At 66.2% G+C, this 25,666-nt stretch carries 28 protein-coding genes; 8 read left to right on the top strand and 20 right to left on the bottom strand.

Translation table 11 applies throughout. The features are described 5' to 3' along the window. Positions 1 to 5: 5 nt before the first annotated feature. Positions 6 to 530 carry a CGNR zinc finger domain-containing protein gene (locus tag AUL38_RS12020; RefSeq protein ID WP_059062532.1) on the bottom strand — a complete coding sequence of 175 codons (525 nt, stop codon included), beginning with the start codon at positions 528 to 530 and terminating at the stop codon, positions 6 to 8. A gap of 25 nt (positions 531 to 555) precedes the next feature. Here AUL38_RS12020 and AUL38_RS17570 point away from each other — a divergent pair, with 25 nt between their 5' ends. Continuing rightward, the gene (locus tag AUL38_RS17570) at positions 556 to 819 is read left to right on the top strand and encodes a hypothetical protein (protein ID WP_153006578.1); all 264 of its coding nucleotides are present in this window, start codon (positions 556 to 558) and stop codon (positions 817 to 819) included. On the opposite strand, the gene AUL38_RS12010 is transcribed toward AUL38_RS17570, so the two are convergent. The 3 genes from AUL38_RS12010 to AUL38_RS12000 form a co-directional block, all read right to left on the bottom strand. Further along, on the bottom strand, positions 816 to 1,370 hold the full coding sequence (locus tag AUL38_RS12010; protein ID WP_059062531.1) for a purine-nucleoside phosphorylase: 555 nt from the start codon (positions 1,368 to 1,370) through the stop codon (positions 816 to 818). The two genes, AUL38_RS17570 and AUL38_RS12010, sit on opposite strands and share 4 nt — an antisense overlap. A 127-nt stretch (positions 1,371 to 1,497) precedes the next feature. Next, on the bottom strand, positions 1,498 to 2,058 hold the full coding sequence (locus AUL38_RS12005; protein ID WP_059062528.1) for a dihydrofolate reductase family protein: 561 nt from the start codon (positions 2,056 to 2,058) through the stop codon (positions 1,498 to 1,500). Continuing rightward, the gene (locus AUL38_RS12000) at positions 2,055 to 2,609 is read right to left on the bottom strand and encodes a hypothetical protein (RefSeq protein WP_059062527.1); all 555 of its coding nucleotides are present in this window, start codon (positions 2,607 to 2,609) and stop codon (positions 2,055 to 2,057) included. The genes AUL38_RS12005 and AUL38_RS12000 overlap by 4 nt, the downstream gene beginning before the upstream one ends. Before the next feature lie 336 nt (positions 2,610 to 2,945). On the opposite strand from AUL38_RS12000, the gene AUL38_RS11995 reads away from it, so the two are divergent. Together AUL38_RS11995 and AUL38_RS11985 are read left to right on the top strand one after the other, a co-directional pair. Continuing rightward, positions 2,946 to 3,209: a hypothetical protein gene (locus AUL38_RS11995; RefSeq protein WP_059062525.1), complete on the top strand. Its 264-nt coding sequence runs from the start codon at positions 2,946 to 2,948 to the stop codon at positions 3,207 to 3,209. A 712-nt stretch (positions 3,210 to 3,921) separates the two neighbouring features. Then, positions 3,922 to 4,413, top strand: coding sequence for an S-ribosylhomocysteine lyase (locus AUL38_RS11985; RefSeq protein WP_059062521.1), 492 nt, complete (start codon positions 3,922 to 3,924; stop codon positions 4,411 to 4,413). An 8-nt stretch (positions 4,414 to 4,421) separates the two neighbouring features. Here AUL38_RS11985 and AUL38_RS11980 read toward each other — a convergent pair whose 3' ends face one another. Continuing rightward, entirely contained in the window at positions 4,422 to 5,723 is a 1,302-nt protein-coding gene (locus AUL38_RS11980; RefSeq protein WP_059062519.1) for an amidohydrolase family protein, read from the bottom strand. A 37-nt stretch (positions 5,724 to 5,760) separates the two neighbouring features. After that, positions 5,761 to 6,546, bottom strand: a complete 786-nt coding sequence (locus AUL38_RS11975; RefSeq protein ID WP_059062517.1) for an isoprenyl transferase — start codon at positions 6,544 to 6,546, stop codon at positions 5,761 to 5,763. Between the two features lie 122 nt (positions 6,547 to 6,668). Here AUL38_RS11975 and AUL38_RS11970 point away from each other — a divergent pair, with 122 nt between their 5' ends. Next, entirely contained in the window at positions 6,669 to 7,466 is a 798-nt protein-coding gene (locus tag AUL38_RS11970; protein ID WP_083506841.1) for a hemolysin III family protein, read from the top strand. A 166-nt stretch (positions 7,467 to 7,632) separates the two neighbouring features. On the opposite strand, the gene recQ is transcribed toward AUL38_RS11970, so the two are convergent. Genes recQ through mca form a run of 3 tightly spaced genes read right to left on the bottom strand, consistent with a single transcriptional unit; the run spans position 7,633 to position 10,704 of the window. After that, the gene (gene recQ / locus AUL38_RS11965) at positions 7,633 to 9,531 is read right to left on the bottom strand and encodes a DNA helicase RecQ (protein ID WP_369795313.1); all 1,899 of its coding nucleotides are present in this window, start codon (positions 9,529 to 9,531) and stop codon (positions 7,633 to 7,635) included. Further along, the gene (locus AUL38_RS17145) at positions 9,497 to 9,838 is read right to left on the bottom strand and encodes a hypothetical protein (protein ID WP_059062515.1); all 342 of its coding nucleotides are present in this window, start codon (positions 9,836 to 9,838) and stop codon (positions 9,497 to 9,499) included. The genes recQ and AUL38_RS17145 overlap by 35 nt, the downstream gene beginning before the upstream one ends. After that, entirely contained in the window at positions 9,835 to 10,704 is an 870-nt protein-coding gene (gene mca / locus AUL38_RS11955) for a mycothiol conjugate amidase Mca (protein ID WP_201023744.1), read from the bottom strand. Before mca ends, AUL38_RS17145 begins: the two co-directional genes overlap by 4 nt. A gap of 84 nt (positions 10,705 to 10,788) precedes the next feature. Between mca and AUL38_RS11950 the strand changes: the two genes are divergently transcribed. Beyond that, positions 10,789 to 11,211: a DUF4307 domain-containing protein gene (locus tag AUL38_RS11950; RefSeq protein WP_059062513.1), complete on the top strand. Its 423-nt coding sequence runs from the start codon at positions 10,789 to 10,791 to the stop codon at positions 11,209 to 11,211. 121 nt (positions 11,212 to 11,332) lie between these two features. Continuing rightward, positions 11,333 to 11,815 (top strand): transcription elongation factor GreA, encoded by a 483-nt coding sequence (greA, locus tag AUL38_RS11945; RefSeq protein WP_059062511.1) that lies wholly within the window; start codon positions 11,333 to 11,335, stop codon positions 11,813 to 11,815. Positions 11,816 to 11,894: 79 nt separating this feature from the next. Here greA and ilvA read toward each other — a convergent pair whose 3' ends face one another. The 5 genes from ilvA to AUL38_RS11920 form a co-directional block, all read right to left on the bottom strand. Further along, the gene (ilvA, locus tag AUL38_RS11940) at positions 11,895 to 13,139 is read right to left on the bottom strand and encodes a threonine ammonia-lyase (RefSeq protein ID WP_059062508.1); all 1,245 of its coding nucleotides are present in this window, start codon (positions 13,137 to 13,139) and stop codon (positions 11,895 to 11,897) included. 28 nt (positions 13,140 to 13,167) lie between these two features. Then, positions 13,168 to 14,337 (bottom strand): AI-2E family transporter, encoded by a 1,170-nt coding sequence (locus AUL38_RS11935; RefSeq protein ID WP_059062507.1) that lies wholly within the window; start codon positions 14,335 to 14,337, stop codon positions 13,168 to 13,170. Positions 14,338 to 14,403: 66 nt separating this feature from the next. After that, positions 14,404 to 15,807, bottom strand: coding sequence for an aldehyde dehydrogenase family protein (locus AUL38_RS11930; protein ID WP_059062577.1), 1,404 nt, complete (start codon positions 15,805 to 15,807; stop codon positions 14,404 to 14,406). A 65-nt stretch (positions 15,808 to 15,872) separates the two neighbouring features. Continuing rightward, positions 15,873 to 16,175 carry a hypothetical protein gene (locus AUL38_RS11925; protein ID WP_059062504.1) on the bottom strand — a complete coding sequence of 101 codons (303 nt, stop codon included), beginning with the start codon at positions 16,173 to 16,175 and terminating at the stop codon, positions 15,873 to 15,875. Further along, positions 16,172 to 17,521 carry an inorganic phosphate transporter gene (locus AUL38_RS11920; RefSeq protein WP_059062502.1) on the bottom strand — a complete coding sequence of 450 codons (1,350 nt, stop codon included), beginning with the start codon at positions 17,519 to 17,521 and terminating at the stop codon, positions 16,172 to 16,174. The genes AUL38_RS11925 and AUL38_RS11920 overlap by 4 nt, the downstream gene beginning before the upstream one ends. Positions 17,522 to 17,763: 242 nt before the next feature. Here AUL38_RS11920 and AUL38_RS11915 point away from each other — a divergent pair, with 242 nt between their 5' ends. Then, positions 17,764 to 18,039, top strand: coding sequence for a glutaredoxin domain-containing protein (locus tag AUL38_RS11915; RefSeq protein WP_059062576.1), 276 nt, complete (start codon positions 17,764 to 17,766; stop codon positions 18,037 to 18,039). Positions 18,040 to 18,128: 89 nt separating this feature from the next. Beyond that, on the top strand, positions 18,129 to 19,199 hold the full coding sequence (locus AUL38_RS11905; RefSeq protein WP_153006576.1) for a type IV toxin-antitoxin system AbiEi family antitoxin domain-containing protein: 1,071 nt from the start codon (positions 18,129 to 18,131) through the stop codon (positions 19,197 to 19,199). Between the two features lie 213 nt (positions 19,200 to 19,412). Here AUL38_RS11905 and AUL38_RS11900 read toward each other — a convergent pair whose 3' ends face one another. The 6 genes from AUL38_RS11900 to truB form a co-directional block, all read right to left on the bottom strand. Continuing rightward, positions 19,413 to 20,447 carry a 6-phosphofructokinase gene (locus tag AUL38_RS11900; RefSeq protein WP_201023743.1) on the bottom strand — a complete coding sequence of 345 codons (1,035 nt, stop codon included), beginning with the start codon at positions 20,445 to 20,447 and terminating at the stop codon, positions 19,413 to 19,415. Between the two features lie 84 nt (positions 20,448 to 20,531). After that, on the bottom strand, positions 20,532 to 22,673 hold the full coding sequence (locus tag AUL38_RS11895) for a DEAD/DEAH box helicase (protein ID WP_059062496.1): 2,142 nt from the start codon (positions 22,671 to 22,673) through the stop codon (positions 20,532 to 20,534). A 217-nt stretch (positions 22,674 to 22,890) separates the two neighbouring features. Then, entirely contained in the window at positions 22,891 to 23,841 is a 951-nt protein-coding gene (locus AUL38_RS11890; protein ID WP_059062494.1) for a bifunctional riboflavin kinase/FAD synthetase, read from the bottom strand. Then, the gene (locus AUL38_RS11885) at positions 23,841 to 24,224 is read right to left on the bottom strand and encodes a hypothetical protein (RefSeq protein WP_059062573.1); all 384 of its coding nucleotides are present in this window, start codon (positions 24,222 to 24,224) and stop codon (positions 23,841 to 23,843) included. The genes AUL38_RS11890 and AUL38_RS11885 overlap by 1 nt, the downstream gene beginning before the upstream one ends. 68 nt (positions 24,225 to 24,292) lie before the next feature. Continuing rightward, a complete protein-coding gene (locus tag AUL38_RS11880; protein ID WP_059062492.1) occupies positions 24,293 to 24,649 on the bottom strand; it encodes a hypothetical protein in 357 nt (118 codons plus the stop codon). Then, entirely contained in the window at positions 24,646 to 25,635 is a 990-nt protein-coding gene (gene truB, locus AUL38_RS11875; protein WP_059062489.1) for a tRNA pseudouridine(55) synthase TruB, read from the bottom strand. Before truB ends, AUL38_RS11880 begins: the two co-directional genes overlap by 4 nt. Positions 25,636 to 25,666 lie beyond the last annotated feature (31 nt).

Below are 25,666 nucleotides of genomic sequence, written 5' to 3'. Positions count from 1 at the left end.
AGGCTTCAGCCGCGGGCGCGGTGCCGGCGAACCGCGGCCCGGTTTGCGCAGCGCACCGAGCAGAAGCGCTGCCGGCCATTCCGTGTGACGTCGACGATCACGTTCGTGCACGGCTCCGCGGTGCAGCGACCGAGGCGGGTGATGCCGCGGGTCGTGAGGTGCAGCGCCGTGCCAACAGGAATCACCGAGCGTAATACCCCTGGCAGCGACTGCCGATCGTCGCGGTAGTGCAGGTGCCATCCCTCGTCGTCGTGATTCACGAGCTGCGGGAATGCGGCGGCCTCGCTCATGTGGCGGTTGAGAATCTCGGCGCGCAGTTCAGGCGTGGCCGCGTCCACGACGCGCAGCCACTCGTCGATGACCTCGCGCGTGCCGCTGTGGGCGTCGACGTCCTCGGCATCCTCGAGGAACGCCATCGTCATCCCGAATTCGCGTGTGCGTGCCTCGATCCCGCTGCGATCCGCTGGCCAGTCGTTCGCGAGCGAGGCTGCGAGTTGCACGGCGTACGTTCCGTAAGGGTTGAGATGCATAAGGGCATTACATCACGCTAGAACCATGAACGTACAGACCCAGCAAGAAATCACGACGCCCCGCGCTGCTCGGCCACGCGTCACGCTCCCCACACCAGAACACAGCCATGCTTGGCGCACTGAGTCCAGCCACCGCACCGCAGACGGCGTGGTGCGATACGTGCACTGCCACGGCTGCGGAGCACGCCGCGTCGAGCTCCAGCCGATCACCTCGGCCCCCGCCCCGATCAGCCGCGAATTCGGTGCGGGCAGCGACCAGCGTGGCGCGGTTGGCGTGCGTTCCGCCTAGCCCAGGCGATCCTCCCAGAACGCACGCAGCTGGCGGCTCTTTGCGAACACGATCTCATCCCACTCTTCGTCGGTCGTCGAGCTGTCAGCGAAATCGGACGGGATCTTGAAGATCTGCAGCGACACCCCTAAGCGTGCACAGAGACTCGCGTACGCGTAGCCTTCCATATCGACGAGCTGCGCGCCCATGCCCGCGATGTGCGATCGCTGGGCATCGTCCTTCACAAACTGGTCGCCCGTCGCCATCGTCGCGGTCTCCGCGAGGAGCACCTCGCCTGCTGGCACGACCGTGGGCGAGGGCAGCGAGAAGTCATGCTGCACAAGCCCCGTCACCTGGTAGACGGTGTCGAGCGACAACCGATCCGCCCCCTCGCCAACGACACCTGCCGTGCCAAGCACGATGACCCGTTCAATGCTGCCCTCGCGAAGCGCGGCTGCAAGCGACACCGCGGCGTTCACCTTGCCGACACCCGTCACCAGGTGCGGCACGCCCTCGAACGCGGACGCTTCGTCAGCGTGTGCAAAGACAAGTAGGGGGTGACGCTCACTCATGTGTTCTCCTCAACATCTGCGCAGGCAGGGCAGCTAGGCCGCACGAGGCGAGTTCCCCGGCAGCTGCTCGGAGAACCTCACCGAGCCGCGCCTGCTAGACAAGGGTAGCCTGCCCGGGTTCCCGATCTCAGGGCGCGAGCACCTCGTAGGTGACACGCACGAGGCCGTCCTCACCGACGTGCGCGCCGCGCACGCCAAACTCCGCACGCGCGCCGTCGGCAAACAGTCGGGTCCCCTCTCCGATGACGATCGGCAGCGTCGACACTGTGAGTTCGTCGAGTAATCCCCGCGCCAGAAACTCTTGCACCGTGCGACCACCGTCGACGTACACCTCGCGGGATCCCGCCGCCTCGAACGCGGCAACGGCGTCGTCGATGGAGCGCACCACTTCCACACTGGGCTGGTCGCCGGAGAGCGTCGTGCTCAGCACGAACACCCGGAGCCCAGGGAACGGCCAGTCGCCAAACGTGAGCACCTTCTCATAGGTTGCACGCCCCATGAGCAGCGTGTCGATCGTCGGGAAGAACGTCTCCCAGACGAGCGCGGGCACGGTGTCTGGGGTTGCCGTGTGGCGCCCCTTCCCCGGCTCGGACTCGAGAAAGGCGAGATCGCCTCCCGGCCCGGCAATGTAGCCGTCGAGGCTTGCGCCGAGGAAGGCGCGCCCGCGCCAGGTACGTTCGTGTGTCATGTCCACAGCCCCAAGAGGTAGTCGATCGTGTCATCTGGTGAAGCGCCTGAACCCTGGGTACCGCTCGCCTGACGCACGAGCCCACCGTGCAGCGCGTCAAGCAGCAGTCGGGCTGCGGCATCTGAGTCGCCCGCCCGCGGCAACTCGAGCGCCTGAATGAGGGCGGAAACGTAACCTCGTTGCCGAGCGAACCCCTCGTCCAACAGCGCCGCGGAAGCCCCTTGGGCGAGGCCGGAGACAAGGTCACCAATGCCCGCTCTGGCGGCGTGGGCCGACGGTGCCGCGAACGTGGCGCGGGCAAATGCCCTGAGCTCCTGGAGCGGCTGCGCGGTGGTGGGTACGGCTGGAATGGTGTCGACCCAGTGCTCACCGAGCGCGCGCAGCAACCCCGCGCGCGAGCCGAAGCGCTTCACCAGCCCGGCCGGGCTGAGACCAGCGGCCGGCGCGACCTCGGCAAGCGACCAGCTCGTTGCAGGCCACTCGCGCTGTGCGAGATATCCGGAAATACGCGCAACGATCTCGGGGTCGGATGCAGTGAGGGGACGAACCACAGGGTTAGTGTACACGCATTCACTAACTGGCACCACAGCCTCCAGCGCCACGCCCCGCTGGCCGCCCGAACGCGCCTTCGAGCCTTTCTGCCAACTGGGGCTGGCAATTCTCGAAGATCTGTTCTATGATGATGGACAGAGCTTGTTGGCGACCGCGATTTCGTCCAGTGCAGGGCCAGTCTTCATTCCAGCGAAGTGCGCAGCAGCTCGAACTGATCCACATGGATCCACCGCCTCACGACGAGGCCGAGCACGCACCGTGTCTGCACACAGCACCGCGTGCTGATTGCCGCTACGCATCGAGAAGATCGCGTGGCTTTGAAAGGACATACCCATATGCATACGAAGAACATCACCCCCATCCGCCCCGCGCCGCGTACCCCGTACCACTCGCTCGGGGCAGACGCAAAGATGCGGATTCCCGAGTGGGCACAGCACCGCTCCGTCTACCGCAGCGCTGGTCGCACGCTCTACGTCGTCGAGACCGACACTCTCGCTGACGCGAGCCGCGACCTCGTCCAGCTCGATAACGCCGGCTGGAACGTCTCGGTTGAGAAGTCCGGCCCGGCAGCTCGCATCGCGCTCAGCCGCGCCGCCTAACCGCGCCACCCCAGCACCACAGCCCCGCCCGGCCGCCAGTCTCTGATTGGCCGCCTGGCGGGGCTGTTTGCTGCCCGATGCGTGTTGCCCGCTGTTTGCTGCCCACTGCGTGCGCGTGCAGCGTGTTGCCCACTGCGTGTTGCCCCCTGTTTGCTGCCCACTGCGTGCAGCGTTCAGCGCGGAGCCTGCCGCTTCGCACTCCCGCGGCAGCCGCGCAGCCGGCGGCACCCGACTGCACTGAGTGGTTTCCGCCACACCAGTAGCTCGTCGCGAAGCCCCTCCTCCCGCGCTGGCTGCCACACGCTCAAGGTGAATGCCCACCTTGAATTCTGCTCGGCAGACATGTCCTCAGCGAAGTCAGGAGCGATCGGCAGCACAAGATTCATGACCTCGCTGAGGTCATGTCTTTTGAGCGCACCTCATCGCTGAGCGCCCCCATCCCTGAGCGCTCTTCAACGGCGAGCGCACCTCATCGCGGAGCACTCCTCATCGGCGAGCGCCCCTCATCCCTGAGCACTACACCCTCACGTACGAAGAGCCCGTTTTTTCTATCTTGACCCTTGTACTGACCGCACTCGAGGCAGCATAGATAAATCGGGGCAGTTGAGATGGACTGCCGAAGCCCAGCGCCCAGGCCCACCCCTAACCAGCCCGCCGTAGCGCAGCGTCACACTGCTTCCGTGCAACCACGAGCCGGAGTTACACTGGCCGCATGAGTGACGTAGAGCTTGCCACAGTCGAGAGTTTCGCGCTGGATCACACGAAGGTCCTCGCACCGTACGTGCGCCTCATCGGCGTCGAGCACGGACCCAAGGGCGACGCGATCTCAAACTTCGATATCAGGCTCGTGCAGCCCAACGAGGGCGAGATCCCGACAGCTGGGCTCCACACCATCGAGCACACGATCGCCGCACTGCTGCGCACCCGCTTCGACGGCCTCATCGACATCTCGCCGTTCGGGTGCCGCACCGGCTTCCACATGATCGTGTGGGGCGAGCCTTCACCAACCGAGGTTGCCGAAGCAATCAAGTCGTCACTCACCGACCTTGTCGAGCGCATCGAGTGGGCCGACGTTCCAGGCACGACGATCGAGAGCTGCGGCAACTACCGCGACCACAGCCTCCACTCAGCCAAGGAGTGGTCGAAGCAGGTACTCGCCCAGGGCATCAGCATCGACGCGTTCGATCGCAGCGTGATCGTCTAGCCCCGCGGCTATCCGACGAGCCGTGCCCGCGCCTCTCGCGCCCGCGCGCGCACCGCATCTGCGTCGAGTGTCTGGTGCGCCCCGTCTGCGTAGACGTGGCGACCTCCGATGAACACGTGACGCACGTCGCGACCGGTCGCCCCGTACCCGAGGTGCGCCACGAGCGACTCGATCGGCACGGGCGCTGCGGCCGTCACCGTGAGATCCACTGCGACGACGTCCGCGAAACGACCGACGGCGAGCGCCCCCGAGTCGGGGAACCCGATCGCGGCCGCTCCCCCGCGGGTCGCGATGTCAATCGTCTGCGGGCCGAGCACTGCCGCGGCGTCCTGCCGCGCGCCGCGGTGCAGGATCGTCGCGTGCTTGAGCTCCTCGAACAGGTCGAGCGAGTTGTTGCTCGCGACCGAGTCGGTGCCGATAGCGAGCGGCAGCCCGGCCGCGATCATCTCGGGGAACGGGGCGATGCCGTTGCCGAGTTTGAGGTTCGACACGGGGTTGTGGCTCACCGAGGTGCCCGTCGCCGCGAAGGTGGCGATCTCATCGCCGGTGATGTGGACGCAGTGCGCCGCGTGCACGTCGGCGTCGAAGAAGTCGAGCGAGGCGAGGTGGTCGCCGGGGGTCTTGCCGTACTGCTCGCGGATCTGCGCGACCTCCGCCGCGGACTCCGAGATATGAGTGTGGATCGGGATGTCCCCGGCGAGCGCTCGCTCACGCACCTCGCGCAGGAACTCCGGCGTGCACGTGTAGGGGGCGTGCGGCCCAAAGCCGACTCGTACGAGCGGATCCTCTCGGTACTTTTCGGCGAGCCGCTCCACCTCGGTGAGCACCTCGGCACCCGTCATCGAAGACACCGAGGGGAAGGCAACGTTGTCGTTCCCGTTGCACGCGAGCGCCGCGAAGACGCGCATCCCCGCCGCACGGACGCGCTCGATGAGTGTCTCGTCCCAGTAGTACATGTCGGCGAACGCCACCGTACCGGTCTCAATCATCTCGACGAGCGCGAGCTCGAGCCCGACGATGAGGTCGTCGTGGGTAAGCCGCTGCTCGATGCCCTGCACCGTCGCGAGCCACTGCATGAAGCTCTCGTCGTCGGAGGCACCACGCTGCAGCGTCATCGCCGAGTGCGTGTGCCCGTTCACAAGTCCCGGCATGAGCGCGTGGCCGGCGAGGTCGTGCGTCACCGTGCTGGCGGCGCGCGGCGGGCCGGCGTAGCTGATCCGCCCCGTCACATCGAACGCAAGTTCGGCTGGCGCAATCGTGCCGGCGGGGGTGAGCAGGGCGTCGGCGCGGAGAACAGTCTCGGTCGTCATGTCCCCAGGGTACCGGGCGCTGCCTGACCCCGGTGGGCTACCCGCCGAGTCGGCGTTGGCGCGACGAGTAATCGCGGAGCGCGCGCAGAAAGTCGACCTCTCGCAGGTCGGGGTAGAGCGCTTCAACGAAGTAGAACTCGGAGTGCGCGGACTGCCAGATCATGAAGTCGGAGATGCGCTGCTCGCCCGAGGTGCGGATCACGAGGTCGGGGTCCGCCTGCCCGCGGGTCCAGAGGTGCTCGCCGATCTTGTCGGGGGTGAGCGTCTCAGCGAGGGTGTCGAGGGTCCCTCCAGCTTCCTGGTGCGCTTCGATGACGCTGCGCACGGCGGCGGCGATCTCGCTGCGTCCGCCGTAGCCGACCGCAAGGTTCACGTGCAGGCCGGTGTTGCCGCGCGTCCGCTCCTCCGCGGCTCCGAGCGCGGCGGCGAGCTCCGGGTCGAGCCCGTCGCAGGAGCCGACGTGCTGCACGCGCCAGTCGGGGTTGCGGGACAGCTCGGTTGCGAGCTCACCGATGATGCCAAAGAGGTCCGTGAGCTCATCGCTCGCACGCGCGTTGAGGTTATCAGCCGACAGGAGGTAGAGCGTGACGACTTTGACGCCTGCCGTTTCGCACCAACCGAGAAACTCGGGGACCTTGCGCGCGCCAGCACGGTGTCCGAACGCTGCGCGCTCCTGCAGCCGCTGCTTCGCCCAGCGCCGATTCCCGTCCACGATGATCGCGACGTGGTGTGGCACCTGCGCTTCAACGATCTCCCGACGCAGCCGCCGCTGATACAGGCGGTATAGCAGGCCGGTGCGCTGCGGTGTTGGCTGGGAACTCACCTGTGTAGTCTAGCGATTTGCTCACCTGGCCCGCCCGGGATGCACCCAGCAAGCGGAACACCGCATGGGGGTCTCCTACACATATGCCCCTCTAGTTCTGTCGGGAACATACACTCGATGGCATGACCGTTTCCGATGCTGAGGATGCGGCGGGCTCACCCCCACAGCCGCAGGGCACTCCCGAACCTGACCGTTTCGCGCTGCCGCTGCTTGATGACGCCCTCGAACACGAGGCCGATCACGGTGGCGAGAGCGGCACGCCGCCGGTCGTCGCCGACGAGGTCAAGCCGCGGTGGCGCGGCTGGATCCACGCCGGCACCTTCCCGGTCGCAGTCGCTGGCGGCATCGTGCTCATCGCGCTCGCACACGGCGCGACAGCCAAGTGGGCGTCGGCGGTGTTCACGCTCACGAGCATGCTCCTGTTCGGCATCTCCGCGCTCTACCACCGCATCAACTGGCAACCGAAGACGAAGCAGCTGTTCCGGCGCCTCGACCACGCGAACATCTTCCTGCTCATCGCCGGCACCTACACACCGATCGCGCTGCTCGCGCTACCACCCGAGAAGGGGCTGCTGCTGCTCGCACTCGTCTGGGTTGGCGCGGCGCTCGGCATCGGCTTCCGCATGTTCTGGATCGGCGCCCCACGGTGGCTGTACGTCGCGCTCTATCTACTGCTCGGCTGGGCCGCCGTCATGTACCTCGGCGACATCGCACGGGCGAACCTCGCCGCGATGGTCCTCGTGATCGTCGGCGGGCTGCTGTACACGCTCGGCTCGGTCGCCTACGCGACGAAGCGGCCGAACCCCGTGCCTGGCGTGTTCGGCTTCCACGAGATCTTCCACGCGCTTACCGCGCTCGCCTTCCTGTGTCACTGGACAGCAGCGCTGCTGCTCGCGCTCGACCCGCTCGCGCTGCGCTAGCCGCGCGAGCGGGCGGGCGGTGCCGCGGGAGCGGGCGGGAGGCCCGGGAGGTGCGGGAGGTGCGGAAACCTCGCCAGCGACACCGCCCCGTTTAATTGAAACTGACCCTTCTGCAGGCTGCAGAAGGGTCAGTTTCAATTAAACGGGGCAGTGAGGGTGGTCGGGGTTAGGCAGCCGAGTCTGGGCCAGGCTCGCCGGCGAGGACCTGCAGTACCGCGGCGCCGTACCGCTCGAGCTTCACCTCACCAATACCTGAGATCGCGAGAAGCCCCACGTCGTCGCTGGGCTGGTGCGCAGCGAGGGCGGCCAAGGTCGCATCCCCGAAGACCACGTAGCCAGGAACGCCTTGCTCCTTCGCTTCGGAGGCGCGCCACGCGCGCAGCCGCTCGAACACCTCGGCCTGCTCTGGCGTGAGGCTCGCTGCCGCGGCTGAGCGCTTCGATCCGCCTCCGCCACCTCGCGAGGACGTGGCACGGGAGATGACCTCCTCGCGCATGAGCACCTGCTCCTCGCCGCGCAGCACGGGCTTCGCGGCCTCGCTCGGCCACAGCACGCCCCATTCGCCACGGGCCTCAAGCAGGCCGACTGCGACGAGGTGCCGCACGACGCCGCGCCACTGCGCGACCGTCCAATCGCCGCCAATGTTCCACGTGGAAAGCTCGTCGAGCCGCATCTGGGTCACGCGTTCGGAACCAACGCCGCGCAACACGTCGATGTGCTGCCCCGCGGCGTAGGTGCGACCGCGCTCGTTCTGAGTGCGGATGATCGTTGAGAGCAGCATCTGGGCGGGAATCGTCGCGTCCCAGAGCTTCGGCGGGTCGAGGCAGACGTCGCAGTTACCGCACTGTTCTGGGACGTTCGTCTCGCCGAAATAGCTCAGCAGGTAGCGGCGGCGGCAGGTGATGCTCTCGCAGAGCGCGAGCATGTGGTCCAGGTGCCTGGTCTGGTTCGCCTTCGTCGCCTGATCGCCATCGCCGGAGTCGATGAACTGCCGCTGCTGCACGACGTCGGCGAGCCCGTATGCCATCCAGGCTTCGGACGGGGCGCCGTCGCGGCCGGCTCGTCCGGTCTCCTGGTAGTACCCCTCCACTGACTTGGGAAGGTCGATGTGGGCGACGAAGCGCACATCGGGCTTGTCGATTCCCATACCGAACGCGATCGTCGCGACGACAACGACACCGTCCTCGCGTAAGAACCGGGTCTGCGCGTTCAGCCGCACGTCGGCGGGCAGGCCAGCGTGGTATGCGACGGCGTCGACGCCCGCATCGCGGAGCGCGTTCGCGGTCTGCTCGACTCGCTTCCGGCTGAGCGCGTACACAATCCCGGCCTCGCCAGCATGCTCGCCCTGCACGAACGAGAGCAGCTGCGCACGGGCATTCTGTTTTGGCACGATCTGGTAGCGAATGTTCGCACGGTCGAAGCTCGACACGAAGTGCCGGGCATTGCCCAGATGCAGCCGCTCGGTGATCTCACGGTGCGTCTCGGGGGTCGCCGTCGCGGTGAGCGCGATCCGCGGCACGTCGGGCCACTCTGTTGCGAGCGCGCCGAGCCGCAGATAGTCCGGGCGGAAGTCGTGCCCCCACTGTGACACGCAGTGTGCCTCGTCGATCGCGAACAGCGCGACGCTGCCTCGCTTGAGGAACTCAACCGTTCCCTGCGACGACAGCTGCTCGGGCGCGAGGTAGAGCACGTCGAGCTCGCCGTCGAGGTACGCGGCCTCGACCGCGCGGCGCTCTTCGGGCGCGAGCGACGAGTTGAGGGCCGCCGCGCGCACCCCGGCAAGGCGGAGCGCCATCACCTGATCGTGCATGAGCGCGACGAGCGGGGAGAGCACGATGCCCGTGCCCGCACGCGCGATCGCCGGGATCTGGTAGCAGAGCGACTTGCCGCCGCCCGTTGGCATGAGCACGACGGCGTCGCCGCCGGCGATCACGTGGCGAACGATCGCCTCCTGCTCACCGCGGAACTCGCTAAAGCCGAAGACCCCCGCGAGGATCTCTTGGGGGTCCTGCAGCGCGCCGGTCATCCGGTCAGGCTCCGTCGGTGCGCGATCCGCTGCCCTCAGCCGCGGGGCCCTGCGCGTCGGACCCGCCCGCTGCCGGCGATCCGTCTGCCGCGGTGCTGGCCTCGGCGAGCTCCGCAGCGATCTCATCGCGGATCTCGTGCCGGTAGCTGTTGCGCCGGATCCGCTTCACGAGCAGAAATCCGAGCACAATCACAGCCGCAGCGAACACTGCGGTGGCGATAAACCCCTCGGGACCGGGCGTCACCTTGTCGGGGTTGAATTCCTCGCCTTCCGTGGCGGCGAACGCGATCGCTGCGTGGGTTGCGGCTACCTGCACCGTGTGCAGTGCACTCATGACGACGCTCATAGCGTGTCCTCCTCAATTCCTTCAAACAAATCTGCTTCAAACTCGCTGGTCATCACTCGCGACTCAGCCAGTCGGTAGTCCTCGAACGGCCACGCCTGCAGCTGCACCTCGTTGGGCCAAAAGAAGAACGAGCTGTCGGGAGAGACCTGGCTCGCGTGGGCGCGGAGCGCGTCGTCGCGCTTGTCCAAGAACGGGCCGACATCGACGCGTGCCGTGCCGTTGTACCCGCGGCGCAACAGCCACTCGGCCATTTCATCAAATCTCGCGATGAGCGGCGATTCGGGGTCGTGTTCGAGCAGCCAGGCGTGGATCGCCTTCACCCGCTCGGAGTTGAAGATGTCTTCGTAATACATCTTCGACATTTCCCACGGTTCGCCGGCCTCCGGATACGCTGTCGGATCGCCCGACTGCTCCCACGCGATCATGCTGATTTCGTGGGTGCGGATGTGGTCGGGGTGCGGGTATCCGCCCTGCTCGTTATAGGTGATCATCACGTGGGGCTTGAACTCCCGAATGACACGCACCAGCGCCTCAGCAGACACCTCCTTGGGGATGTGGGCGAACGACCCCGGTGGGATCTCTTCACCCTCCCCAGGCAAGCCGGAGTCTTCGTACCCGAGCCACGTGTGGTCGAAGCCGATGATCTCCTGGGCGCGTTCCATCTCGCCCCGGCGCAGCCCGGCAAGGTCGCGCCGACTCTTCGGGTCGCGAGCGGCAAGCTCGTTCAGCACGTCCCCGCGTTCACCGCCGGTGCAGCTGACGATAAGCACCTCGACCCCCCGGTCAAGGTAGTGCGCATACGTGCCCGCTCCCTTGCTCGACTCGTCGTCGGGATGCGCATGCACGGCGATCAATCTGAGCGTCATCAACGTCCTTTCACATGCAGCGATCAAGCGTTCCCGCTACGCTGGCACGGGACTAGTCTAGCCAGCACATACCGGAGGTTCGCCGTGACCGAAATCGCCAGCTCCGCCGTAGCCGACCGCTACGGTGCGAGCCGTTCGAAACGGTGGGATCGTCGGCTCGGCTGGACACTCGCCTCGGTCGCTGTCGTGGTCGGTGGCCTTGTCATCGGCTTCGGGGGCTGGCAGAACAGCACGACCGAGTTCAAGAACATTGGGTTCACGCTGCAAGAGGTCGCTGACGAGACGAACGCGAACATTGCGACCACGCGGTTCGAGGTGACCGCCGACGCCGGCGTGCAGGTCAGCTGCGCGGTCGAGGCACTCAACACGTCGAAGGCGACCATCGGCTGGAAAATTGTCGATCTTCCGGTGATCGATACCCGGTCACAGGTCGTGAGCGTCGACATCGTGACACTCGGACCCGCGACCGCCGCTCACGCGAAGGCGTGCTGGCCCGTCGAGCTGTAGTCCTGTCGGGCCACACTGATACCCTAGTTGCGGCGCCCCTGTTCTACGGGGCGTTCGTCTTAGATCAGCGGTGATGCTCCCCACGCGGTGAGCGCACCCGCTCACGAGAAACGAGGACACCATGGCCGAGCCCACGCAGACCTGGCTGACACAGGAGGCCTTCGATCGCCTGCAGTCCGAGCTCGACGAACTCGCTGGTGCGGGCCGCAAGGACATCGCAGCGCGCATCGAGGCCGCTCGCGAGGAGGGCGACCTCAAGGAGAACGGCGGCTACCACGCTGCGAAAGACGAGCAAGGCAAGATGGAGGCGCGGATTCGCGACCTCACCGAGCTCCTCAAGCACTCGACCGTTGGGGAGGCCCCCGAGGCGAACGGCGTTGTCGTCGTCGGCACCGTTGTCACCGCGGAGGTCTTCGGCGACGAAGAGCGTTTCTTGCTCGGCAACCGCAACCTCGCCGACGGCTCTGACCTTGACGTGTACAGCGCGGAGAGCCCGCTGGGTGCGGCAATCCTCGGGCTGAAGGTCGGCGATCAGGCGAGCTACACGGCCCCGAACGGCAAGGAGATCCCCGTGAAGGTCACCGCCGTCGAGACCTACGCGTAGAGACTTCCCCGCGTCACGCGAACGGGCCCGCGATCAGCTCATGCTGATCGCGGGCCCGTTCGTTTTCGAAGGCGAAACGTTAGTAGCGCTCGCCGATCCGGACTTCGTATCCCTTCTCGCGGAGCGCCTGCGCGACAGCCTCACCGTGTTCAGGCCCGCGAGTCTCGATGTGCAGCTCCAGCTCTACCTCGCTGACGGGCAGTTCGGTCGCGTGCCGGGTATGAATCACCTCGACAACGTTCGCGTTCTGCTCCGCGACGATCGTGGCGGTGCGCACGAGCTGACCGGGCACGTCGGGGAGAAGGATCCGCAGCTTCGTGTAGCGCGCAGACGCCGCAAGCCCGTGACCGATCACGCGCTGCAGTAGCAGCGGGTCGATGTTTCCGCCCGAGAGGATCACGGAGGTGGGCCCAGTCGGCTTCACCTTGCCTGCGATCATTGCCGCAACTCCCGAGGCACCTGCGGGCTCGACGACAAGCTTCGCCCGCTCCAGGAGAAGAACGATTGCGCGGGCGATGTCATCGTCGCTGACGGTGACGATCTCGTCGACGTACTCGCGCACGGCGGCGAAGTTCCGCTCGCCGGGTCGCGCAACAGCGATGCCGTCGGCGATCGTCGGCGAGGTCTTGATCGTGACGGGCTCACCGGCCTCCAGCGACACGGGGAACGGTGCGGCGTTCTCCGCCTGCACCCCGATGATCCGCATCGGCTTGCCGTGCCGTGCCGCCCACTGCTTCGCGGCCGCCGCGACGCCCGAGATGAGCCCGCCGCCGCCGATCGGCACGATGATGGTCTCAACTTCTGGGGCGCTTTCGAGGATCTCGAGCGCGACAGTGCCCTGGCCCTCGATCACCGCGTGGTCATCGAACGGCGCGATAAACACCGCACCGGTCTCGCGCACGAATTCCTGCGCGGCAACGCTTGTCTCGTCGAAGATGTCGCCCGCAAGCTGCACCTTCGCCCCGTAGTTGCGGGTCGCCTGCAGCTTCGGGAGTGCGACGCCCTTCGGCATGAAGATCGTGGCGCGGATGCCGAGCTCCCGTGCGGCAAACGCTACGCCCTGCGCGTGGTTGCCGGCCGAGGCCGCGACGACGCCGCGTGCCCGTTCTTCCTCGGTGAGGAGAAGCAGTCGGTTGTATGCGCCGCGGAGCTTGTAGGCGCCAGTGCGCTGCAGGTTCTCGCACTTCAGGTAGACCTGCGGCACGCCGCTCAGCCCTGCCAGGAACCGCGAGGTTTCGAGCGGAGTTCGCTGCGTAATTCGGTGCACCCGCTCAAGGGCTCGCTCAAAGTCTTCAAGCGTTGGTGCCGTGTAGGCCTCGCTCATGCGATAGTTCCTTTCCGCGCGTGTTTCGCTACTGATTTCGCGCGCACTTTTGCGACCGATGGGTCTGGTCTCTTCGATGGAACTCTGCGGCCGGATCCGTACCTTCGGCCCACTGCCGCTTGGCGAGCACGCTCACGATCGCGTTCGCCGCTGCGGCGATCGGCACGGCAAACAGGGCGCCCGGGATGCCGGCGAGCAGGGTGCCTGTTGTGACCGCGAGCACGACACCGAGCGGGTGCACCCGCACCGCGTTGCCCATGACGAGCGGCTGCAGCACGTGCCCCTCGATCTGGTTCACGAGGATGACGACACCAACCATGATGAGGGCGGTCACCGGACCGTTGTACACGAGCGCAATGAAGGCGGCGAGGCCGCCGGTCACGATCGCACCCAGGAAGGGAATGAAGGATCCGAGGAAGACGAGGATCGCAATCGGGATCGCGAACGGCACGCCCAGAATGCCCGCGCCGGCACCGATGCCGACCGCGTCGACGAATGCGACGAAGATCTGCACGCGTACGTACTGGCCGACCGACACCCAGCCGGCACGGCCGGAGGCATCGACCGCGGCGTGCGCGCGCGCCGGCGAGAAGCCGACGACCCAGTACCAGATCCGCTTGCCGTCAATGAGCAGGAAGACCAGGGAGAAGATCGTCAGCAGCAGGCCGGTGACGAGCTGCGTTGCGGTGGTCGCGACGCCGAGCGCCCCTGTCCAGAGCGTTCCCTGGTTGTTTTCAAGCAGCTTGAGTGCCTGATCGACGAAGTCCTGCAGCTGATCGACGGGGATCCCGAGCGTATTGTGCCGCACCCACTCGAGGATCTCGTTCCACACCTCGACCGACCGTTTCGAGAAGTCGCCGAAGCCGTCTCGGAGCTGGGTGACGATGAGCCAGATCAGTATCCATAACGCGGCAACAAACACGGAGAGTGCGGCAACGATGCCCGTCCACCGCGGCAGCCCCCGGCGCACGAACCACTCGACAAGCGGGTTTAGGAGCGCGGTGAGCAAGATCGCGATGAGCAGCGGAATCACGATGATCCGCACCTGGACGATGCCCCAAATGAGCCCACCAACTGCGACCGCGATAATGATGAGCCGCCATGACCACGCCGCAGCGACCCGCATCCCGAGCGGTAACTCCTGCTCAGCGCGTTTCGTAGGGGACTCCTGGTCAGGGGTCAGTTTCGGCTCTTCCACGTCCTCAGTCTAGTGACCGACGTATGCCGTTCCGTGGCAAGCCGGCCAGAAAACTGCGTGAGCGGGCTACAGAAGCTTGCGCAGCCACTTCCGGACAAGACCGTCTTTCGCGGCCGTGAACGGCGGCATCACCGTCGGCGCAAGGGTGTCCGGGCGGAGCGGTTTCGCGAGCACCGCCTTCTCGTGGCTGAACACGCGGAAGGAGAGTTCACCGTGGTACGCCCCCATGCCGCTTTCACCAACGCCGCCAAAGGGCAGCTCGGGCGCCGTCAGGTGCATGACGGGCACACCAAACCCGAGCGCACCCGAGCTTGTCTCACGCTCCCAGCGCTCGCGAACGGCCGCGTCATCGCTGAACACGTAGGCGGCAAGCGGCTTGTCCCGGCCGACAACGAAGGTCAGGGCATCGTCGAGGTCGTCGACCGCGACGAGCGGCAGCAGCGGCCCAAAGATTTCCTCCTGCATGATGCGCGCATCGCGCGACACATGGGTGAGCACGGTCGGGTCGATATGCAGCGACGTCGCATCGTGCGCACCCCCGACGGCGACGTCTCCGTCCCCGAGGTAACTCACGAGGCGATCAAACTGTGCCCTGTTCACGATCCGCCCGTAGTCGGGGTTCTCGCTCGTGGCCGACCCATACAACTCGTGCACCGCATCGGCCAGCAACGGAGCGAGTCTGGCGAGTACCGAGCGGGTGCCGAGGACGTAATCGGGGGCAACGCACGTCTGGCCCGCGTTCATGAATTTGCCCCAGACCAGGCGCTTCGCTGCCTCAGCGAGCGGGACCGAATCGTCGACGTACGCCGGGGACTTCCCGCCGAGCTCAAGCGTGACGGGGGTGAGGTTGTCGGCTGCGGCGTGCGCAACGATCCGCCCGACCTTACCGTTGCCGGTGTAGAAAATATGGTCGAAGCGTTCCTCGAGCAGCGCCGTGGTCTCAGGCACCGCGCCCTCAACCACCGCGACAGCCCGCTTGTCGAGTGTGTCGGGCACCAGCTGGGCGATAAGCCGCGCCGTCGCCGGGGCGAGCTCGCTCGGTTTGATCACGGCCGCATTACCTGCCGCAAGCGCACCGATGACGGGCGACAGCGCGAGCATCAGCGGATAGTTCCACGGCGCGATGACCAGCACGACGCCGAGCGGTTCGGGCACCACACGGGCCGTAGCCGGCTGCAACGCGAGCGGCACCCCAACACGACGCGGGCGCATCCACCCGGCGAGATGCTGCAGGGCGTGGTCGATCTCCGCGACGAGGAACCCGATCTCAGTGAGCTGGGCCTCGGTGCCGGCCTTCCCGAGATCCTCGAAGAGCGCACGCTCAAAGTCGGGACCGCGGTCGAGCAGCAGGCCTCTGAGCTTCGTGAGCTGCTCGCGCCGCCACTGCTCAGGCCGCGTCGTGCCCTGCGCAAAGGAGTAACGAAGGCCGGCGACGATACCGGGGATACGGTCAATAGCGGTGAAGCTCATGCGCCCAGAATAGCCTGCGCGCCTGGTATTCGGGTCGCCCATCTGGGCATCCGTGTGACGCGGTGTTAGCCGTGCAGCGCGGGTACGATCAGGTAGATCCCGCCGAGCACCGCGATCACGGAGAGCGTGAAGCAGACGTTCGCTGCGATGGTTGCCCAGCGCGGGCGCCCGGCCTCCTCGTCGATGTCGTCGTCCTCGTCATCACGATCTGGGCCGACAGGCTCAATCGTGCCGTCCGGCCGGCGTGCGGGGCGGGGCGGCGTCGCAAGGAAGCGGATGCCGAGGGAGTACAGGGCGACGACGAACACCGCGGCGAACAGCGACGTGCCGAACACCGTCACGAAGGCCATCCAGTTGATCTCACTCATACGGAGCCTCCCTCACGCTGCTTCTTGGCAGCCTTCTTCGCTGCCTTCTCGGCGGCCTTTCGCGCTGCCTTCTCGGCCTCGCGCGCCGCCTTCTCGGCTGCGCGCTTCGCCTTGTCTGAGCGAACTGCGGACTGCGCAACCGGAGTCAGCGGAGGAATCGTGCCGGTCTTCGTTGCGACCTTCTTCACGCGACCCTTGCCCATTCGGACTGCGTAGCCGGACTCGGCCACATCGGGAACCGAAATTGCGTTGCCCGCGTCGACCTTGTTGCGGCGCGAACGCCAGAAGATAAACAGGATGAAGAAGAGGCCGAGGACCGCGTCGATGATGATGCCCCAGAAGCCGATGTGCGCAATCAGCGCGGCGACTGCGCCAACGAGACCCGCAGCGGGGAGCGTGAAGAGCCAGCCGGAGGCGATCCGCCCAACGGTGCGCCACCGAACGGTGGATCCGCGGCGGCCGAGGCCTGAGCCAATAACCGACCCGGATGCAACCTGCGTCGTTGACAGCGCGAATCCAAGGTGGCTCGACGCGAGGATCGTCGCAGCGGTCGACGTCTCAGCCGCGAAGCCCTGCGCAGGCTTCACGTCGGTGAGGCCCGCACCCATGGTGCGAATGATCCGCCAGCCGCCCGAGTAGGTGCCGAGTGCGATCGCGATCGCACAGGTTGCGATGACCCAGAAGTGCGGGCCGGTGCCCGGTGTCTGTAGTCCAGCAGCGACAAGGGTGAGCGTGATGACACCCATCGTCTTCTGCGCATCGTTTGTGCCGTGTGCGAGTGCAATGAGCGACGAGGAAGCGATCTGTGCGTACCGGAAGCGGCCGCGGCCGTCCTTACGACCGTCGTGGCGTCGCGTGATCGCGTAGGCCACTCGGGTCGCTGCGAACGCGACGATACCCGCGGTGAGCGGAGCGGCGAGCGCGGGGAGCAGGATCTTCGACAGGAACACCGCACCGTTAATCGAGGAGAACCCAGCACCAACGATCGCGGCGCCAATCAGGCCGCCGAAGAGCGCGTGTGACGAGCTTGACGGCAGGCCGTACAGCCAGGTCACGAGGTTCCAGACGATCGCCCCGATGAGGCCAGCAAACACCATCTCGGGGCTGATGAGCACCCCGCCTTCGCCCTCGTTGATGAGGCCTCCGGAAATGGTCTTCGCTACCTCTGTTGAGAGGAAAGCTCCGATGAGGTTGAGGACCGCTGCGAGCAGCACGGCGGTCTTCGGCTTAAGCGCACCGGTCGCGATGGGCGTTGCCATCGCATTGGCCGTGTCGTGAAAGCCGTTCGTGAAGTCAAAGAAGAGTGCCAGCGCGATAACTAGCAGCACGATGAGGGTGAATTCCACCGTCGCCTTCCGTTCGGCGTAATAAGTTGTCTAGGTGTCCTCGCGTGCCCGTTAACAACTGTTTGGTTGCCGTACACGCGCGCGCTATCTAAATGTTTGCATCTCGCCATGTTTCGGTCAAGCCAGACCACCCCCGTTCACCCGCCGTTCACTTTGTGGGCCGAGCGCGTGGAATAGCGGGCAGAGCGCGTATGTTGGTGTGGATGAGCGATACCGATCGCATACCGACCGAGGAGGGTGCAATGAGCACTGCGCAGATTTCAGATTTCATGCCCGCGGAGGGCGCCATCACGATGTTCTCGACCGAGTGGTGCGGCTACTGCAAGCGCCTGAAGGTGATGCTTGAGAAGACAGGCATCCCGTTCACCGAGGTCGATATCGAGAACACCCCAGGCACTCCGGAGCTCGTTGAGCAGGCAAACGGCGGCAACCAGACTGTACCCACCGTCATCTACCCGGACGGCACCACGGCGACCAACCCAACGCTCAACGATGTGAAGGCCAAGCTCGGCCTGTAGGTTCGTCCACACGTTCATGCGCCACCGCACTTCTCCACATCTGCGGTGGCGTTGTCTGTTGGTAACGCCCCTGCCGCGATACTCGGTGCATGTCACTTGCTGTGGATCTTCGTTTCGTTTCGGAACACCTCGTCGACACTCCGGCACTCCGTCACGCGGGCATGAGCGAACGAGACGTCCGTCGCGCACTCCGCGCGGGAACGCTCACCAGACTGAGGCCAGGATGGTATGTGCGGGCACCCTTCTGGGATGACGCACAGCCAGAGGTCCGTCACCTTGCCGCGATCCTTGTCGCCCACCGCGCCGCCCACTCCGCGCCGGTGTTCTCCCACCTCAGTGCGGCAGCGGTCCACGGCTTTCCCGCGTGGTCCGCCTGGCTACACTCCCCGCGAACAACATCACCCGCGCCTAGCCCGCGAATGGCACACACGACAGTCATGCCCGGGCAACTCGCCACTTCGAGCGATTCGTTGATGCGGCACCGCTCACACCTGGATGGGGCAGACGTGGTCTCCCTCGCCCCGTTCCGATGCACCGGCCCCGAACGCACAGTGACCGACCTCGCACGCACTGAGCCTTTCGAGGTCGCACTCAGTTCCGCGGACGCACACCTCCGAGCAATTGCCAGGGTGGGCAGGAACGTTGACCGCGCCGCGTTACACGCCTGGCAAGATGGCGTACATCAGAGGGCGGACCGGCTGCGCACCCGTGCCGGCAGTCGAGCCGTGCGGGCGATTGCTGCACTCGCGCATCCACTCGCAGACTCACCACTTGAGAGCGTGAGCAGGCTCCGGTTTCAGCAATTGGGCATCGATGTGACGCTGCAGGTGCCCGTCGCGGCTCGCGGCCGCGGCTCGCACTTCCTCGACTTTGTCCTCGATGGCTTGGGGTTCTGGGGAGAAGCCGACGGGCGCGCGAAATACCTCCAGCCAGCTTTGCGCGACGGCCGGAGTGTGGAGCAGGTCGTCTACGAGGAGAAACGTCGCACTGACTGGATTGCCGGCAGTACTGGTCTTCGGTTGATTCGCTGGGGAGTGGCCGAGGCGTCATCTCTTGCCAGATTTACAACTCACCTCCGAGCGCACGGGGTGCCGCTCCCGTCGGGGCCGAGCGGCAGGTGGGGACACACGGTGCGGGGGTTTCTGCGGGACCTCCCGTGATGGCGGCGCGGGGTGAGCGGGGGCGGCGGAAGCTCTCAGAGCCCGAAGCACACGCCACCGGCCAACGCACACGGAGCCGACATGTAGCGCGCGTGTACGCTCGTCGCCCGCGTGTGCTTTGGGCGGCATTCGCTCGCTTTGAGGGCATTGGAATGCAGGCGGGTGTTGGGCAGCCAGCCAGGGCGCCGGCAGGGCGGGGTTTCCGGGTGACCCCTAGCCGAAGTTCAACCGCACCTCTGCGTATCGCTCCTCGGGCACGGTCTTCAGCCTGCCGACTGCCTCCGCGAACGGCACAAGCTCGATCCGATCGCCGTGGAGGCCAGCCATCTTGCCCCAGTTCCCCGCGTGAACGGCGTCAGCGGCCGCGATGCCAGACCGGGTGGCCAACACCCGGTCAAAGGCCGTCGGTGAACCTCCGCGCTGAACGTGACCCAGGACTGTCGCGCGAGTCTCGATACCGGTGCGTTCTTCGATGAGCGGCGCGAGCATCTCGGCGACTCCGCCGAGCCTGGGACGCCCGAAGCCGTCAAGCCCGTCACGGGTGACCGCCTCGTCCGAGCCCTCGAGCGTGAAGCCTTCGGCGACAACGACGAGCGCTGAGCGACCGCGGTCACGAACATTCGAGACCCAGTTGCACACCTGCTCGAGGCTCTCGGGGAACTCAGGAAGCAGCATCGCTTGCGCGCCTCCCGCCATGCCGGCGTGCAAGGCTATCCACCCGGCGTCGCGTCCCATGACTTCGAGCACCATGCATCTGCGATGCGAGTCACCTGTCGTGCGGAGCCGATCAATGGCTTCGGACGCGATCGAGACGGCGGTATCGAAGCCGAAGGTGTAGTCGGTTCCCGCAAGATCGTTGTCGATGGTCTTGGGGAGTCCGACGACGTTAAAGCCTGCGTCGGCGAGGATCGAGGAGACTGTCTGGGTGCCGTTGCCACCGATGAGCATGAGGCCGTCGAGGCCATAGCTCGCCATACGCGCTCGCAGGCCATCGAGCGCCTCTGCGCTGACTGGTGCCTCCCACGGCGGAACACGGCTCGTGCCAATAAAGACCCCGCCGAGCGGGGAGAGCCCCCGAACGGCCGGGCGATCGAGCTGCACGAATTCGCCGTCGTGAAAGCCACGCCACCCGTCGACGAAGCCGACCATCTCAAAGCCGTGAACGTCGACACCTCGCAGCACGGCGCCGCGAATCGCGGCATTCATGCCGGGGCTGTCGCCACCCGAACAGAGCACTCCAATACGCATGCTCACCATGCTAGCGGTGGCGCGAATAATGCGGACACATATATTCGCGCCATTCTGGCGATCGGAAGCGCCAGCGCCAGCAAGCTACTTCGCGGCAGCAGCCTCTACAGCACGGGTGAGCACGCTCATCAGCGCGAGCAGCTGCACCGGATCGGCGTTCTCCTCGGCGGCGGGAGCGCCGTCGAGCGCACGAGCCGCAAGGCCGGCCTTGCCGTCGATGAGCTCCGCGATGCGCGCGTCGAGCGTCTGCGCGGCGATGATGCGCCATGCGGTCACCGGCTCGGCCTGACCGATGCGGTGCACGCGGTCGATCGCCTGCGTCTGCTCCGCGTCAGTCCAGCTCAGCTCGGCAAGCACAACGTTCGACGATGCCTGGAGGTTCACGCCGACGCCAGCTGCGGTGAGTGAACAGACCGCCACCGCGACCTCGGGGTCGGTGTTGAACGCGTCGATCTGCTCCTGACGGAACGTCGCCGACTGCTCGCCACGGATCGACACCGTGCGCAGGCCAGCCTCGGCGAGCTGCGCCTCGGCGCGGTCCATCACGTCGATGTGCTTCGCGAAGAACACAACCTTGCCGACCGATCGCGCGAGCTGCGCGGTGTAGTCAACTGCGAGGCCGGCCTTAGCGACACCGATTTCACGGACCATCGTGAAGACGTTGAGGCCGTCGGCCGATGCGTTCGACTCCTCGAGCTCCTGCGCAGCAACCATGCGAATGATCGCCTCGTCCGAGAGCTTCTGCCCGAGCTTGCCGTTCTTGACCGCGGTGTACCGCTCGAAGAGCTTCTGCGCGAGCTTCGCCTCCGCAGCGTGAATGCCGCGACCGAGCTCGTCGTCAAGTTCGACGGGAAGGTCGACAACCCGCTTCGCCGGCAGGTCTGCCGCAACATCGATCTTGCGGCGACGTACGATCCCCATGTCGATGACGCTCTGGCGCGCCTCGGGGTAGAACGGCGGATCCGCTGGGGTCCAGCCGTTGTTCTCGAGCTTCGCCATGAGCTCGGGGCCAGGCTTGTCGGCCTCGGTCCAGCCGAGGAAGCGCCAAATTGCCCGGAAGTCGTCGATGTCGTTGATGAGCGGCGTACCGGTGAGAGCGACGAGCAGCGGCTGGGCGCCACGAGCGCGTTCGCGGATACTCTCCGCGATCGTCAGTACATTTCGCGACCGCTGCGACTGCGTGTTCTTGATCATGTGCGCCTCGTCGACGACCATGCTCTTAAACCCGAACCGCGAGATCCAGCTCAGGTGCCGGTCGAGGATGTCATAGTTCACCACGAACACGTCTGCGAACGCGTCGACGGCCTCGCCGTCGCCGTGGATCACGGTGACGCGACGCTGCGGAGTCCACCGCTCGACCTCGCGCGCCCAGTTCATCTTCACGACGTTGGGCACGACGACAAGCATCGGATAGGCGTCGGCCACCGAAGCCGCGATCACCGATTGCGCGGTCTTTCCAAGGCCTGGCTCGTCGGCGAGCAGGAAGCTGCGGTGACCATCGCGAACGCTCGCGAGGAAGCGAGCCTGGTGCGGCATGAGCTCAAGCCCGGGAGGGGCAAGGCGGTCGGGAACGGGTGCCTCGGGAAGGTCCATGCACGCGGCTCCCCCGCCACCCTGCTCGAACGACTTCAGCAGCGGGTTCAACAGCTCCCAGTTCGCGAGCCGTACCACGGGGGTCGGCTGCTTCGGGGTCTCAAGCGATGGTGCGAGGAACGGGTTCGCGAGCATGCGAGAGTGAATACCTGCGGGCTCGACCTGGCGCTCTGCGAGCTCCGGCGGAACGAGCGTCTTCGCTGGCTCCGGTGCCGCGGGGGCTTCTTCAGGGACTTCGATGCCGGCCTGCACAAGCATCTTGCGCTTGAGCTGCCGAGTCGCCTCGGTGATCGTCGCCCCCGGCTCGAGGAGCGTGATGAGGCTCGTGTCGCGTGCCGCCGTCTTCGCAAGGATCGCCGCGACGCCGTCGAGGCGTTTGAGCGTCTCGGCGCGCTCGCTATCGCTCACGCCTTCCTCGGTCTTGACGCGTGCGCGCTCCTCGCGCATGAGGAGCGCGATGACCTGAAACTTGGTGCGGTTCTGCGGGCTTGCTTTGCCGCGCTGAGCCGATGCTTCAACCTCGCGCACGGCGCGAGCGAGAAGCGGGATGATGCCCTCGTTGTGGGCGTGCTTCCGCGTGCCGCTTGAGCGCTGACGCTTAGCTGGCTGGCGGGTGGCAGTGCTGCTTGCCAATTGCTCTCCTGGTGGATCTTTGCGTGACGCACCGAACTGGGGCGACACGTAGCATGCGCGTCCCTAAGCTATCGGGACGAAGCCGCTCGCGCGTATACGAACCTGAACCGTGCGATGCAACGGGATTCGACTAAACGTGGCGCGACTATGCGTCGATACTACCACCCGAACCTCGGGGCACGCCCCACACCGAGAAATCTCGGGCGATCCGGGCCAGTCAGCCTTCGCGGACCGCCGCGAGAATCTCGCGCGTCTCTGCGACGTCCTCGTGCATCCGCGCGATGAGCGCGTCGACGCTGTCGAACGGGAGCATCTCGCGGATGCGCTGTGCGAAGCGCACTTCCACCTGCGTTCCGTAGAGATCCGCGGAGAAGTCCAGCACATACGCCTCGACGCGCGGCTCCCCCTCCGGTTCGAACGTCAGGTTCACGCCAACCGAAATCGCGGCGTCGCGCTCGACACCGTCAATCACGACCGTGCCAGCGTAGACGCCGTGTGCGGGCACCAATCCCTCGATATCGCCGCCGAGATTGGCCGTCGGAAACCCAAGCTCGCGGCCGCGAGCGTCGCCGTGCACGACCTCGCCCCGCACCGCGTGGCAGCGCCCGAGCATTTCGCGAGCCGTCACCATGTCGCCACCAAGCACCGCGTTACGAATGAGCGTCGACGAGAGCGCGCCGACCTCGTCGTCACCGACGGCTTCGACTACCTCGACAGTGAACCCGTGGACAGGCCCGAGCTCCCGCAGCAGTGCGGCATCACCGAGGCCACGATGGCCAAAGTGGAAGTCCTCGCCGAGCAGCACATGCCGCACCCCGAGCTGTCCGACGAGCACGCGCTCGACGAACTCGCGCGCGGGGATCGCCGCGAACTCCGCGTCAAACTCGACCATCACGCAGGTGTCGACACCGGCCGCCGCAATGAGCTCGAGCCGCTGTGCGCGGCTCGCGAGCGGCTGCGGGCAGGCCTCCGGCTGCAGCAGGCTCAGCGGGTTATTCGCGAACGTGAACACGACCGAGCGCAGCCCGTCGCTCTCTGCTGTGCGTAGCAGCGACGCGATAATCGCGCGATGCCCGAGGTGCACGCCGTCGAACTTGCCGACGGCGACCACGGTTCCCGCGGCGAAGTCGGCGGGTCGAAGGTCATCGACAGCGGTGACGAGCTGCATTATTGCGTCTTCTTTTCTCGGGAGAGCCAGATGAGGCCCAGGATCGGGAGCACGAGCGGGATGTAGCCATAGCCCTGACCGAAGTACGACCAGACCGAGGGATGGCCGAACAGCTCAGGGGTGACGATACTCAGGGTGCCGACGACAAGCACGCCAATGAGCTCGAAGGACAGTGCGATCCAGGCGATCGGACGCCACACGCCACGGCCACGGCGCATCAGCGCGATCGTCGCGACGATGTACACGACGCCCGATACCGCGGAGAGGATGTACGCGAGCGGCGCTTCATCGAACTTCGTGAGGATCTGATAGATCGAGCGGAAGGTCGCCGCGATCGCCAGAATGATGTAAACGGCGATCAGCACTCGCCCGAGTCCACTCATTCGCTCGCTGCGTTGTTCCGTCTGGCCGATGTCTCCCACGTTACTCACCCTTCGAGTGTACTCGCCCGTCAGCCCCAGATAACGAGCATGCGATAGGTCATGACTGCGATCGCGAACCCGACGACCGCGAGCACGAGGTTCGCGAAGCGGGTGCGGTCGATGAGCGCCCAAAACCCAGCGCCGACCGGGAGCGCGAGCGCGACAATGAGGTACATCCAGAATTCGAGCAGATCACCGGTCGGGGCGTTCCCCGTAAACGGCGCGATGATCGAAATCACTATCTGCACGACGAGCAGCACCGCGATCAGCAGGGTCGCACCCATCGTGTAGTCGTTGGGGGCCCGCTTGCGGAAGCCCTGGAATGCGCACATCACCGCGGCGATCAGCGAGACGCCGATCGTGAGATATCCGTACCACGCGATCATGCTGCGCCCCCTGACTCCTGTGACGGGAAGTTCGTGATGACGCGACTGCGTCCACCCTTCACCTCGACGAGCCCAACCAGTCGGTCGTGCGGGCTGCGGGCCCCTGCTTCGACCGGCAGGATCGCGGCGACGAGGGGGGCCGGCGCGTGCCGATCCGGATCCACCGCGAGCCGCTTGCCATTCGCCAGGTCGCGAGCCTCATCGGGGGTGAGCACGAGCTCCGAGAACAGTCCGCGGGCAATCGCCGCGGGCGTATGCAGCGTGCCGGGATCACCCGGCGTCTCACCGTCGCCGACAAGCTGCGCGTGCGGAGTCGCATCATCGACGGTGAAGGGGCCGACCGCGGTGCGGCGCAGCGCGGTGAGGTGCCCGCCGACGCCAAGCGCCTCGCCGAGGTCGCGCGCGAGCGCACGAATGTAGGTGCCCGTGGTGCAGCACACCACCGCTTCAATGTCGATCACCTCGACCGGTTCTCCATCGGGCCCGGGAACGCTCAGGAGACGCGGCTCGCCGATCTCAAACGTGTGGATCGTCACCGGCCGCTTCTTCAGCACGACCTCCTCGCCGGCGCGCACCCGATCGTAGGCGCGCTTGCCGTCGACCTTGATCGCGCTGACTGCGCTCGGCGCCTGCTCGATCGGACCGGTGAGGGCGGCAACCCCCGCGGAGATCCGCGCCGCGTCCGCAAACACATCGGCAACCGCGCCAGTCGCGGCAGCCGCGGTCACGTCGCCCTCGCGGTCGTCGGTGACCGTCGTCAGGCCGAGCCGGATCGTGGTCGTATACGTCTTGTCGAGTCCGACGAGGTGCGTCAGCAGGCGCGTCGCCGGGCCGGCGCCGAGGACGAGGAGTCCCGTCGCCATCGGGTCGAGCGTGCCAGCATGACCCACCTTGCGGGTACCGAGCGTACGCCGCGACCGCGCAACAACGTCATGGCTCGTCCAGCCCTCGGCCTTGTCGACGAGCAGGATCGCGCCCTGCGGCATCTCTTGAAACTTCACCCCACCAGCCTAACGC

The organism is Leucobacter sp. G161, from assembly GCF_001482305.1.
GTDB lineage: Bacteria > Actinomycetota > Actinomycetes > Actinomycetales > Microbacteriaceae > Leucobacter.
This window is presented reverse-complemented; position numbering and strand designations above follow the sequence as displayed.

Bases quoted from the DNA above. Each gene is read 5' to 3' on its own strand.
- AUL38_RS12020 (WP_059062532.1), bottom strand. From the start codon at position 530: ATGCATCTCAACCCTTACGGAACGTACGCCGTGCAACTCGCAGCCTCG.
- AUL38_RS17570 (WP_153006578.1), top strand. From the start codon at position 556: ATGAACGTACAGACCCAGCAAGAAATCACGACGCCCCGCGCTGCTCGG.
- AUL38_RS12010 (WP_059062531.1), bottom strand. From the start codon at position 1,370: ATGAGTGAGCGTCACCCCCTACTTGTCTTTGCACACGCTGACGAAGCG.
- AUL38_RS12005 (WP_059062528.1), bottom strand. From the start codon at position 2,058: ATGACACACGAACGTACCTGGCGCGGGCGCGCCTTCCTCGGCGCAAGC.
- AUL38_RS11995 (WP_059062525.1), top strand. From the start codon at position 2,946: ATGCATACGAAGAACATCACCCCCATCCGCCCCGCGCCGCGTACCCCG.
- AUL38_RS11985 (WP_059062521.1), top strand. From the start codon at position 3,922: ATGAGTGACGTAGAGCTTGCCACAGTCGAGAGTTTCGCGCTGGATCAC.
- AUL38_RS11980 (WP_059062519.1), bottom strand. From the start codon at position 5,723: ATGACGACCGAGACTGTTCTCCGCGCCGACGCCCTGCTCACCCCCGCC.
- AUL38_RS11970 (WP_083506841.1), top strand. From the start codon at position 6,669: ATGACCGTTTCCGATGCTGAGGATGCGGCGGGCTCACCCCCACAGCCG.
- AUL38_RS17145 (WP_059062515.1), bottom strand. From the start codon at position 9,838: ATGAGCGTCGTCATGAGTGCACTGCACACGGTGCAGGTAGCCGCAACC.
- mca (WP_201023744.1), bottom strand. From the start codon at position 10,704: ATGACGCTCAGATTGATCGCCGTGCATGCGCATCCCGACGACGAGTCG.
- greA (WP_059062511.1), top strand. From the start codon at position 11,333: ATGGCCGAGCCCACGCAGACCTGGCTGACACAGGAGGCCTTCGATCGC.
- ilvA (WP_059062508.1), bottom strand. From the start codon at position 13,139: ATGAGCGAGGCCTACACGGCACCAACGCTTGAAGACTTTGAGCGAGCC.
- AUL38_RS11930 (WP_059062577.1), bottom strand. From the start codon at position 15,807: ATGAGCTTCACCGCTATTGACCGTATCCCCGGTATCGTCGCCGGCCTT.
- AUL38_RS11925 (WP_059062504.1), bottom strand. From the start codon at position 16,175: ATGAGTGAGATCAACTGGATGGCCTTCGTGACGGTGTTCGGCACGTCG.
- AUL38_RS11915 (WP_059062576.1), top strand. From the start codon at position 17,764: ATGAGCACTGCGCAGATTTCAGATTTCATGCCCGCGGAGGGCGCCATC.
- AUL38_RS11905 (WP_153006576.1), top strand. From the start codon at position 18,129: ATGTCACTTGCTGTGGATCTTCGTTTCGTTTCGGAACACCTCGTCGAC.
- AUL38_RS11900 (WP_201023743.1), bottom strand. From the start codon at position 20,447: ATGCGTATTGGAGTGCTCTGTTCGGGTGGCGACAGCCCCGGCATGAAT.
- AUL38_RS11890 (WP_059062494.1), bottom strand. From the start codon at position 23,841: ATGCAGCTCGTCACCGCTGTCGATGACCTTCGACCCGCCGACTTCGCC.
- AUL38_RS11885 (WP_059062573.1), bottom strand. From the start codon at position 24,224: ATGAGTGGACTCGGGCGAGTGCTGATCGCCGTTTACATCATTCTGGCG.
- AUL38_RS11880 (WP_059062492.1), bottom strand. From the start codon at position 24,649: ATGATCGCGTGGTACGGATATCTCACGATCGGCGTCTCGCTGATCGCC.
- truB (WP_059062489.1), bottom strand. From the start codon at position 25,635: ATGCCGCAGGGCGCGATCCTGCTCGTCGACAAGGCCGAGGGCTGGACG.